Annotated in this window: 8 protein-coding genes; 7 read left to right on the forward strand and 1 reads right to left on the reverse strand. The window is 51.2% G+C overall.

All coding sequences use genetic code 11. The features are described 5' to 3' along the window. The first annotated feature begins 3 nt into the window (after positions 1-3). The 6 genes from LX59_RS07775 to LX59_RS07805 all read left to right on the forward strand — a co-directional run bounded on the left by LX59_RS07775 (position 4) and on the right by LX59_RS07805 (position 5,765). A complete protein-coding gene (locus LX59_RS07775; protein WP_144571289.1) occupies positions 4-1,227 on the forward strand; it encodes a tyrosine-type recombinase/integrase in 1,224 nt (407 codons plus the stop codon). Next, entirely contained in the window at positions 1,224-1,832 is a 609-nt protein-coding gene (locus LX59_RS07780; protein WP_144571290.1) for a hypothetical protein, read from the forward strand. Before LX59_RS07775 ends, LX59_RS07780 begins: the two co-directional genes overlap by 4 nt. Before the next feature lie 70 nt (positions 1,833-1,902). Beyond that, on the forward strand, positions 1,903-2,127 hold the full coding sequence (locus LX59_RS07785) for a helix-turn-helix transcriptional regulator (protein WP_144571291.1): 225 nt from the start codon (positions 1,903-1,905) through the stop codon (positions 2,125-2,127). Between the two features lie 212 nt (positions 2,128-2,339). After that, positions 2,340-4,649 carry a hypothetical protein gene (locus tag LX59_RS07790; RefSeq protein WP_144571292.1) on the forward strand — a complete coding sequence of 770 codons (2,310 nt, stop codon included), beginning with the start codon at positions 2,340-2,342 and terminating at the stop codon, positions 4,647-4,649. Between the two features lie 145 nt (positions 4,650-4,794). Beyond that, positions 4,795-5,112 carry a hypothetical protein gene (locus tag LX59_RS07795; RefSeq protein ID WP_144571293.1) on the forward strand — a complete coding sequence of 106 codons (318 nt, stop codon included), beginning with the start codon at positions 4,795-4,797 and terminating at the stop codon, positions 5,110-5,112. A gap of 227 nt (positions 5,113-5,339) precedes the next feature. Next, complete coding sequence (locus tag LX59_RS07805) at positions 5,340-5,765, forward strand: DUF29 domain-containing protein (protein WP_144571294.1); 426 nt, start codon at positions 5,340-5,342, stop codon at positions 5,763-5,765. 54 nt (positions 5,766-5,819) lie between these two features. Here LX59_RS07805 and LX59_RS07810 read toward each other — a convergent pair whose 3' ends face one another. Next, positions 5,820-10,712, reverse strand: coding sequence for a DEAD/DEAH box helicase (locus tag LX59_RS07810; protein WP_144571295.1), 4,893 nt, complete (start codon positions 10,710-10,712; stop codon positions 5,820-5,822). 136 nt (positions 10,713-10,848) lie between these two features. On the opposite strand from LX59_RS07810, the gene LX59_RS16150 reads away from it, so the two are divergent. After that, the gene (locus LX59_RS16150; RefSeq protein WP_425457485.1) at positions 10,849-10,953 is read left to right on the forward strand and encodes a helix-turn-helix domain-containing protein; all 105 of its coding nucleotides are present in this window, start codon (positions 10,849-10,851) and stop codon (positions 10,951-10,953) included. Positions 10,954-11,132: the final 179 nt, after the last annotated feature.

Here is an 11,132-nt window from a genome sequence, read left to right on the forward strand (position 1 = left end):
TTCGTGAAGCGCTCCGAGATTAAGAGCCGCCCCCTACGCGACACTGTTTTAAACAGCCTAGAACCTGAATCCATTGTTTACCGCGTCCTTGACGGCAAAAAACTTTACCTTAAGGTGAACCCTAGAGGCACTAAATCGTGGGAGTTTCGCTATACCAAGCCAGATGGCAAAACCTCATGGCTAGGGCTAGGAGGGTATCCAGCCGTTAGCGCATCCCAAGCCCGAAAGAAAGCCGCTGTTATTCGGAATGACATAGCCGAGGGTATAGACCCCTTGGCCGCCAAGCGTGCCCGTAAACAATCCCGAATCGAGACAACGAACAATACCTTTGAGGTATTAGCCCGCGAATGGCATGCAGCCAAGGCTAAAAGCTGGTCTGAAGGCACAGCCACTAGGATCATGGGAGCCTTAGCGCTGCATGTGTTTCCCGTCTTTGGCAAACGCCCCTATATCGAAATAACCTCTATGGAGTGGATGGAGTTCCTTCATGCCTTGGAGAAAAAAGGCATCATCGAGCAAACCAAGCGCATAAGGGCCATGTGTCGTGATATTTACGACCTAGCGCGGGTTACAGGGCGCATCCAGTACAACCCTGTAGAAGGGCTGCATAAGTACCTCACCACCAAGCCTGCTGAAAGCTTTGCTCATGTGCCAGCCAGTGAGCTGCCCGCGTTATTAAGAGCTATCCGAAGCTATGCAACCCATGACGTATCCATAGGCTTGCAACTGCTCTCCATGCTGGCGTGTCGCCCTTCTGAACTCAGAGAGGCGCGTTGGTCTGAGTTTGACTTAGAGTCCGCCCTTTGGACTGTCCCCGCTGAACGCATGAAACGGCGTAGGGAGCACCTAATACCACTACCCCGCCAAGCGGTTGATCTATTGCGCCAGCTACAGTTCTTCACAGGCTATGGCCCACTCTTATTCCCCAGCAAAAGCAGCATGGCTAAACCCCGCTCCGATACCGTGTTCTTAATGGCTTTGCGTCGCCTTGGTTATGAAGGCCGCCAGACAGGACACGGCTTTAGGCATATCGCCTCAACCCTTCTTAATGAACATGGGTTTGATGAAAACCACATTGAGGCCCAGCTATCCCACGTTAAAGAAGGCGTGGCGGGTGTGTACAACAAAGCCCAATACCTGAGCCAACGCCGCGAAATGATGCAGTGGTACGCGGACTATTTAGACAAGCTGGCTACTGGCAATGTAGTGGAGATGAAGCGGGCATGACTCTAAGTGATGAAGACAAAAATAAGATTCATCGACTTTTTTGCGCCGCCATCAGCAAGGAGTATCGCACCAGAGGACGACATATTAGGTTTTATGACTGGATATTTACCCACAATACCCATTGGGGAGAAGCCATTTCAGAGATTTTAGAAGAAGGAGCTCGGCCCTGTTCGCCAGAGGTCAAAGAAGCGCTTGATAACCTTAAATCAGCGCTTCATAAAGCGAAGACTCAACTAAAAGCAGTAGCTCATAGCTACCCACATATTTATGCAGGCATTACACAGACCAGCACCAGCACCATTCACAGACAAATGCCAATTACTGAACCTTCAACCGCATTAGAGCCCATAGAGGAGATTGGTTTAGTCATTCAGGGCGTTTGTTTTGAGCAGCACATACTAAACCGAAGAACACAAGGGAAACACGCTATCTATGAAGCGCTTATAGAGCTTTGGGAGTTAGTAACTCATGAGAGTATTAAAACCAGCCCTAATAGCCGCCTTGTTCAGATGCTACAAATAGCTACAGGTGATGGCCGAGAATCTATTTCAAAACATCTAAAGCGGAAAAAGGAAAAGGGGGGACAAAAAGCGCCAAAAACTTAAAAAAGTGTCCCTCACTACCCATTGCTATTGTGTAGAGAATAGGGAGCCTCACTAATACGGAGGCACTCAAATGCACCCAGCTCCTACCCCAAGCAAAGCTTTAATCCGCCAGCCTGCCTTGTGCAATTGGCTAGACCTCAGCCGCTCAGGATTGGACAAGCTACGCAAGAAAGACCCGACTTTTCCCAAACCGTTAAAGGATGGGGATAGCCGCCAAGCCGCTGCTTTTTATGTGGTGGCTGAAGTGGAGGCATGGCTACAAGCCAAGATTGCTAAACGTGATGAGGCTGCCTAATGCAGCCCCCAAAGAAAAAGGCCGTTCCTGTGGCGGGAACAGCCTTCAAAGACGGCCCTGTTAGAGCAGGGCTAAACGCTAAGCACTGTAAAGGAGTGCCTATGAATCTTACTTACAGCACTATATCGGAGTGCCAAATGAATCTTACCTGCTCTACCCCCACTAAGCCCAGCCCCCTAGGGCTAAAAACCCACATTCAAAGGGGCTAAATCATGGATCTTCAAAATCACCACTTAACTGTGGCGGGCGAAGCCTTGCCGAATATCGAGCCAGTAGCCCGCTGTTTGCTGGGCGAATCTAACGCCAATCTGAGCAAAAGGGACGAACTGCGCTATGGCACGAATGGTTCCCTATCGGTTGATCTGGAAAAAAATACCTACTTTGACCATGAGGCTGGAACAGGCGGCGGCGTGCTGGATTTGATTAAGCGCGAGACCGGATTGGCTACCCGTGCCGAGCAATTTGAGTGGCTGGAAAAAAATAACTTGCTGACATCAAGTCCTGCAAGTCCTAAAGTCCTGCAAATTGATCAAAAAACAGTCAATAAAGGGGGGCAAACCCTACAAATAGTAACCGTCTACCCGTACACCGATGAAAACGGAACCACTTTGTATGAAGTAGTACGCCTTGAGCCTAAAGGCTTTAGGCAGCGCAAACCCGACGGCAAGGGCGGTTATGAGTGGTCGGTAAAAGGAGTTCGGCAAGTTCCCTTCCACTTACCTCAATTGCTGGCGGCTTGTTCTGATGACTACCTCTATATAGTAGAGGGCGAAAAGGACGTGCTTCGTCTTGAGTCCCTTGGCTTGGTGGCTACCACTAATGCAGGAGGCGCGGGTAAGTGGCCTAAAGAGCTAACCCCACACTTTAGAGGACGCAAGGTCATCATCTTGCCGGATAACGACGAGTCAGGCCGTAACCATGCGGACAGGGTTCGGGGAGCTTTGGCAGGCGTAGCGGCTGAGGTTAGCGTCCTTAACTTACCGAATCTACCCCTTAAAGGCGACGTTTCGGACTGGCTAGACGCGGGCGGAACCCTTGAGCAACTCAGGGAGCTGGCCGAACAAGCCCCTGTACTCTCTTTTGAGTCCGCTAGCCCGTCCGTACAGGGCGATGAGAAAGAACGTAAAGAAACCTTTGCCGAAATCATTATCAAGTTTGTTCTATCGGAATTTGAGCCATTCCACGACACAAACAAAGAGCCCTATCTAAGACACAAGGATACAGGCGTGGTATGGCGTTTAACGTCGCGTCAATTTAGAAACTATCTGGCCGCTTTACTGTATCGGGCCACTGAACGCTCATTCAGTGAACAGCCCATCACTGAGGCGCTGGGTACATTGAGCGCCATAGCTCAGTACGAGAGCGATCAGAAAGCGGTACATATTCGCACCGCAGGAGAGGGCGGAACCTATTACTTAGACCTTGGGCAGCAAGGCAACAGTCGAGCCGTCAAGGTTAGCGCTGGCCGCTGGGAAGTTACTGATGCGCCCGCTATGTTCTTCCGGCCTGAACCTATGCAGTTAATTCCTACGCCGGTTCGTGGTGGCAGCATTGAAGGCTTATGGCGGATTGCCAATGTTCCTGAAGGCTCTCGATTGCTGGTGCTGGCATGGTTGGTAGAGTGCTTGCGGCCTGATACGCCGTTCCCTATTTTGGAGCTATTGGGCGAACATGGCAGCGCTAAAAGCTCCACTCAAACCGCATTACGTCGCTTGATTGATCCTAATGCTTGCGACCTTCGAGCCGCTCCTAAAACGGTCGAAGATATTTATGTCTGTGCCGCAGTAAGCGGGATTCTTAGCTATGAAAACGTGAGCCACTTGCCCGCGCCCATGCAAGACGGTTTATGTATCGTGGCTACTGGGGGCGGCATGGCCAAGCGCAAGCTGTACACCGATGCCGACGAAAGCGTGATTAGTGTTAAGCGCCCCATTGTGTTGAACGGGATTAGTGCAGCAGTAACGGCTCAGGATTTGGTAGACCGCTGCCTCACGATAGAAATGCCCGTGATTAAGGAGCGACTGGAAGCCGATAAGCTGGTTAATCAGCTTGAAGAGCAGCGTCCCGCCTTACTGGGGGCTCTGCTGGATATTGCTGCTAAAGCCTTGGCTTTGCTACCCAGCCAATCGCTACCCCCTGAACAGCGTCCGCGCTTGCTGGAGTTTGCCTTGTTGGGCATGGCTGTGGCCCAAGCCGCTGGCCAACAGCCGGAGGACTTTTTGGCAGAGTTTAACGCCAGCCGCCAAGAAAGTTTGGCCCGCACTATTGATGCCAGTCCCGTAGCTACAGCGGTTATGGAATACCTTGAGGCCAATCCGCGCGGTATGACGGCTAGCGTTAAAGAGATTATGGCCACACTTGACCGCTACAAGCCCCTTGGGAGTGACGCATGGCCCAGAACAGCTAAGGGCATGGGCGATTCCTTGCGACGTGCTGCCCCTGCGCTTCGCCAATTGGGAATGGAATGCTCATGCTTGGGGAAAATTGGCGGGGCGGTGAAATGGTCAATCAAAAAAAAATAACTTGCCGGTGCAAAGTCCTGCAAGTCCTGAAGTCCTGCTTTTTGATCAAAAAACAACCAAACAGCAGGACATTAGGACATTCAGGACTTCATCTCCTGAAGTAATTTTTTCCAATCCGCTGAAAAACGATACTGAGGTCTTTTAAGTGACTGCCCTTACCCAACTCATCGGTAAGGGCTTCGAGGTAGGTGCTGATGGGGACAAAATCCTTATCAGCCCAGCCAAGAACCTAACCGACGATATACGCCAATGGATTCGTGACCATCGTTCTGAGCTACTGGCCGAACTCCAACGCCCCAAAATGCGCCCCCATGCCTTGCTGGTGCGTGTTTCTAATCTGCTGGGCTGCTCAGGTGACTACCTGCTGAAACATGGGTTTCTTGAGCCCTGTGACTTGGAGGAGCAAGCCGCCACTGATCCTTGGGTGCTGGCTGAGGGGATACGCCGCGATCCAAGGTGGTAATTTCTGGGTACCCTAAAAAGGCAGCACGGGCACGGTATGTTTACGGTAATGTTTTTCTGACTTTCTGGGTGCCCTAAAAAGGGAGCCCTAAACCTAAAACCTTATAGGAAAGGGGGGCAAGCTAAAACCGAGGCCAAGGCCAAAGCTGCCCAAAAGAATGGCAAACGGGGTGGACGACCTAGAAAGGTTGTTTTATAGGTAGCTCTATGAGCAAAGAGGATTGATCCATGACAGTAAGTTATGACAGTGATTTTTACGGCTGGACACAAGAACAGGCCGATTTATTGCGCTCTGGACGTTTAACCGAGCTAGACATCCAAAACTTGTTAGAGGAAATAGAAGCAATGGGGCGTAGTGCGGAAAATGAGCTTGAATCACGCCTTCAAGTTTTATTTATGCACCTACTTAAATGGGAGTATCAGCCCAGTCGTCGGGGTAAAAGTTGGCAACTAACCATTGAAGAACAGCGGCGTAAAATTGAGCGGCGTTTGAATAAAAGCCCAAGCTTAAAGCACAAGTTGCCCGATATTATTGATGATGCCTATGGTGATGCGGTTATTGCAGCCGAGCGGGAGACGGGCTTAGAGCGCAGTGTTTTCCCCACTAATTGCCCTTGGAGTCTTGAGGAGGCACTGAATAAAGCCTTGCCTTAATATCTGAGTGAGTTAAGTACGGGGGGCATATAGCCCCCTTTTCTTTTGGGCCTGTTAAATCACCAACGGCGGCAAGCCTTTAACGATTTTCAAGGTTTCAAGGCTGACGGTGATAACGCGCTGGAACAGCTCCAAGGGGTACTTGGGGTTGTTCATAGTTTCGGTGGCCCAGTCATTAGCATCGTTGACGATGCCGCTGTCCTTATCGGTTTTAACGCATTGGCGCTCGACCACCCAATCCAAGGCCGGTTTGCCGTTCACTACATACTCATACGCCTCTAGGGGAATGCCGGTTAGGGTGATATGGGCGTTATAGATGAGGGTGGTCAGGTCTTTGTCCTTACCGTTTTTGCCGTACTTCATTTTTTCTACCCGATAGTGTTCGGGTTTGGTGGGATTGCCCACGAGTGTGACGGGGTACGGCTCCACCGTTTCATAGTTCAGATGCCAGTGGGCAAGGGCGCGGCCTGCTTTGCTGAAGGCCCAAAAGTCGCTGGCGGATTTAACGCAGGGAATACGGGGCAGCTCTTTACTCAGGTTATCGGCGTAGCGTTCCCGATAGTCGGGGGAATGCAGCAGGCCATAGACGTAATAAAACAGGTCTTCCTTGGTGAGGGTTTCCCCTGCATAGGCCGCTTGGAAGTGGGCCAGCCCTTCATCGGTGATGGCATCGCGGCGGGTATAGCGCGGCTCTGTGGGGGCTTCGCTAAAAAGGTCGTCGGTATCAGGGCTGGGGGTTTCGGTGTCGTAGAGGTAGAGGGGGAAGCATTGGGAGTCCCCATTACAGTGTAAGTCAGGAATTACTTTAGAAATTAAGGCAATAAAGCCTTTACCTTGATACTTCGCATCGGTTTGGATTACTAAGTTTTCTGCTCTTGCATCGGGAAAAATGCGCGGCATCTGGTAAACGCAATTATTAAAGTGTTGATTAAAATACATCCAGCTTTTAGTAAATGGACGGTACAAAGAAAAAACAATGCCCTCCATACTAAATTTACGGAAGTTTCCTCTGGATAAGTCTTGCTTCACTTCTCGTGTCCAACTTATATTTTTTGAGTCAAAATCCAAAAATGAATCTATCTCTGGTCGTAGAGTTTTAGTTAAGCCTTCGCATGCTAATTTATAGCGATTTACTTCAGTGTTATAAAATTCGATCATTTTACTGACCGTTTTTATTAAAGACCCCTTTGAGCTGTTATATACCCAAGCATCTCGATTTGTTTTAACTCCATTTGAAAAATTCTCGAACAGTGATGCTTCCTCACCTCGTTTATTTCCAAGCACCATAAACTTGCTAAAACTATCGTCCCGCTGTTTTAGCCAATCACCATGCTGATCGGGGGTAATGGCTTGCCAGCCTTGGGCCTCGGTAATACCGGCCACGTTAATCAATTGGCTAATACGTTCTAACTTGTCCTCACGGCTTAAATAGTCGCCAATATCGTGGAAGTACACTTGCCCTTGGTGTGCGGCATCGGGATTTTTCACCAAGAGGGAAATGGCAATTGGGGCACGGCTGCCACTGCCAAAGATTTTGCCGCCTTCTTTGCGCGATTGTTCGCCACTGGTGCGCTGATTACCGCGTAAATGGAAGATATAGAGGCTGGAAAACTCCTCCACCAAGCATTGGCGCAAACCATCGGCGGTATTGGCTTCAATAAATCCGGCATTGGTAACAAAGCCAATAATGCCGCTGTCCCCGATGCGATCACTGGCCCAACGAATAGCGCGGATGTAACTGTCATAAAGTGCGTTTTTAAGTGTGGCTTTAGAGCGTGCGGCATAGGTAGAGCGGATGCGTTCATCCAAATGGGGATAGGCCACGTTCTGGTTATTGTCATTGGCGCTGTCTTGTCCGGCTGAGTACGGCGGGTTGCCAATAATCACCCGTATATCCAATTCTTTCTGGCGTTTGCGGCGGGCGCTGTTATCGGCCAGTAGTGCGTCTACCATGTCCTCATGCTCATGGAGCTGGAAGGTGTCGGTTAGGCAGATGCCTTTAAAGGGTTGGTAGGGCTGTTGGGTCAGGTCGTGGTAGACCGCTTCAATGTTAATGGCGGCAATGTAGTAAGCCAGCAACACCAGTTCATTGGCGTGGATTTCGTGTTGGTATTTGTGGGCCAACTGCTCAGGGGCAATCAAGCCGCTTTGCAGTAAGCGGGTAATAAAGGTTCCTGTCCCTGTGAAGGGGTCAATAATGTGTACGCCCTCACTGCCCAAGGTTTGGTTGAACTCGGTTTTGAGCAAGTGGGCCACGCTGTGGAGGATAAAGTCCACCACTTCCACAGGGGTGTAAACGATGCCAAGGCGCTCGGTCATTTTCGGGAAGGCGTTGCGGAAGAACTTGTCGTACAGCTCCACCACGATCTTTTGTTTACCCGCCGCGCTGTCAATGCCTTGTGCCCTGAGTTTTACGCTGTCGTAGAAGCTTTGCAGGGTGTCGGCTTCTTTTTCTAAGTGCTGCTCTTGGAGTATATCCAGCACCTTTTGCATGGCTTTGGACATGGGGTTTTGGCTGGCAAAGCTGTAGCCCTCAAACAGCGCCTCAAATACGGGTTGGGTGATGAGGTGCTGGGCCAGCATTTCCACAATATCGCGGTCGGTGATGCTGTCGTTTAGGTCGTCGCGTAGCTCTTGGGCAAAGGCGTTAAAGGCCGCCTGTTCGCGGGTTTTGCTGGGGTCGTCCAGTAGGGCTTGGATGCGGTCAATATGAGTACGGGCAATTTTGGCAATGTCATTGGCCCAGTCTTCCCAGTGGTGGCGGTTGCCGCACTTTTCCACCAGCTTGGCGTAAATGGCCCGTTCAAATTCGCCAATTTCAAATTCGATTTCGTGCTGTTCGGGTTGTTGAGGCTTGGGCTGTGCTGTACCAATGCTGTGGCCACCGCGTCCGGCTTTGCCGTTGCTGGTTTTGCCTTTGCTGCTACGGGATTTTTTCTGCACTTTGTCGGTAATGGCGACCACTTCCATTTTTTTGGGGTCGTGGCCGGTGAGGTCGATTTTATTGACCATCGCGTCAAAGCGGTCATCGTGGGAGCGTAGGGCTTGCAGCACTTGCCAGACCACGCCATAGACCTTGTTATCGTTCAGCGCCTCGTGGGGTTCCACACCGGCTGGAATGACCACTGGCAAAATCACATAGCCGCGCTTTTTGTTGGGGGCGTTCCGCATCACGCGCCCGACCGATTGCACCACGTCCACTTGGGAGTTACGCGGGGTTAAAAACAGCACAGCATCCAAGGCCGGTACGTCCACCCCTTCGGATAAGCAACGCACGTTGCTCAGAATACGGCAGGTTTGCTCAGGGGTTTCGGCTTTCAGCCATGCCAGCTTTTCCTCTTTTTGGCTGGCATTCATGCTGCCGTCTACGTGCTCGGCCTCACAGGTTAAGCGGGCGCTGTCGTCTAGGGGCTCGGTTTCCTGATAAGCCTCTACCACCGCTTGGAACATTCCGGCAATGGTCTTGGAGCTGACTTTGTGGGTCTTGCTGTTGCCTTTGTTGGGCTCAATGACTTGGCAGAAGGCTACCGCCCGCTTCATGGCTTGGTGGTCGTCGGCTAGGTTTTCAGTCAGCCCCTGCTTGGCCAAGGCTTTCCAACAGCCGACGATCTTGGCGGCATCGTCTACTTTGAGTTGGTTGCTGTCGTCGGTGAGTAGCCCTTGCAAGCGCCGATTAACGTGGGCCTCTTCTACGGCCAAGACGATGACTTTGTAATCCACCAACAGGCCGCGCTTAACCGCCTCGGAGAAGGTGATGGTGAACAGCTCTTTTCCGTAGAGCTGTGGATCATCCATTGAGCACAGGGTGACTTTATCTTTATCCGCGCTGGCTTTGGCCACTTCGCCATAGATGCGTGGGGTGGCGGTCATATACAGCCGCTTGCGGGCACGGATAAAAGCGGCATCGTGGACTTTGACAAAGCTGCTTTCGGTTTCATCCTCAAAGGTTGCGCCGGTGGTGCGGTGGGCTTCGTCGCAGATAATCAGGTCAAAGTCTGCTAAGTCATACTCAAGCTGGGCGCGGCTAATCACCTCAATGGAGTGGTAGGTGCTAAAGACCACCGTCATGTGGCTGCTGTCGTGGCGTTGGTTGGCTTGCTGGGCCAGATGGCGTGGCTCAGTGGTGGCGGGGTAGCGCAATTCATGGATAAAGGTTTGCACCACCTCCTCATCCTTTTTGCGCTTTTTGCCCACGTCACTGTCGGAACACACGGCAAAGCTGTGCAACGGGATGGCGCTTTCTTGCGTCCACTCAGTCAAGGTTTGGGACAGTAAGGACAGGCTGGGCACTAAGAACAGTACCCGCCCCCCAGCACCGGCCAGCTTTTCGGCAATCTTGAGGCCAGTAAAGGTTTTACCCGTACCGCAGGCCATGATGAGCTTGCCTCGGTCAGCTCCACCAGCCAAGCCCGCAGCCACCGAGTTAATGGCATTGATCTGGTGGTCACGCGGCTGCTTTTTGGGCTTAGTGACTACCGGCTGGTTAGGTTGGTAGCGGCTCCAGTCAATCTGGCTGGCTTCGAGGTCGTGTAGGTCAATTTTGGTAACGGGTGGCTGTTGGTCGCGTAGGGCTTCGTCCGCGTGTTCACTCCACCGGCTGGTGGTGGTGACAATCACCCGATGACTAAAGGGCTTTTTGCCCGATGCGGTAAAGAAGCTATCAATGTCCTTTTTCTGTACCCGATAGTCCGGCGCGTAGCATTTGCATTGGATGGCGTGGACTTCACCTGTGTGGGTTTGGGCCACCAGATCAATGCCGGTATCCCGTTTGTCTAGCTTTTGCTCATCGGCCCACGCACCGTATAGCCAGACCTTGGCGTATAAATCCACATAGCTGGCTTCATGGCGTAGGTAGGTAGCAATCAGCTCCTCAAAGTAGGTGCCTTTTTCACGCTCGGTTTGGGCGGCTTGGCGGTAGGTATCGAGGAGACGACTGAGGGCTGACATGGGGAGGCATTCCTAGCTAGGGAGCAAAGGGGGGAATAGTAGCGACCAGCCTATGACGAGGTAAGCCCTGAGCCAGTACCTAGTACCAGCACAAGAAATTCCCAAGGCCAACAAGAAGGAACCGCTCTTTAAGGCAATCCAAGCGGATGCCATGCGTTTAAAGGCTGAAGGGCTGACTCAAAGGGAAATAGCCCAGCGGCTAGGCTGTGCTCAGTCGGTAGTGAGCAAGGCTTTAAGGTAAATTACGGCTCATGAGGCAATATGACGCATCTGAAGCAAGTTAAGAGGCTATGCTGCAATCCAATGGCTTAAATTCTGTATGCTATTTGGTATATTTGAAAATAACATATTAGACTTTTATCATTTAAATCATATAGTTAGAAGTCTTGTTCAAATGACTGCGTACCACCAAGAAATTCA

The sequence above is a fragment of the Azomonas agilis genome (genome assembly GCF_007830255.1).
Lineage (GTDB): Bacteria > Pseudomonadota > Gammaproteobacteria > Pseudomonadales > Pseudomonadaceae > Azomonas > Azomonas agilis.

Coding starts and splice junctions, on each gene's coding strand:
- LX59_RS07780 (WP_144571290.1), top strand. CDS start 1,224: ATGACTCTAAGTGATGAAGACAAAAATAAGATTCATCGACTTTTTTGC.
- LX59_RS07785 (WP_144571291.1), top strand. CDS start 1,903: ATGCACCCAGCTCCTACCCCAAGCAAAGCTTTAATCCGCCAGCCTGCC.
- LX59_RS07790 (WP_144571292.1), top strand. CDS start 2,340: ATGGATCTTCAAAATCACCACTTAACTGTGGCGGGCGAAGCCTTGCCG.
- LX59_RS07805 (WP_144571294.1), top strand. CDS start 5,340: ATGACAGTAAGTTATGACAGTGATTTTTACGGCTGGACACAAGAACAG.
- LX59_RS07810 (WP_144571295.1), bottom strand. CDS start 10,712: ATGTCAGCCCTCAGTCGTCTCCTCGATACCTACCGCCAAGCCGCCCAA.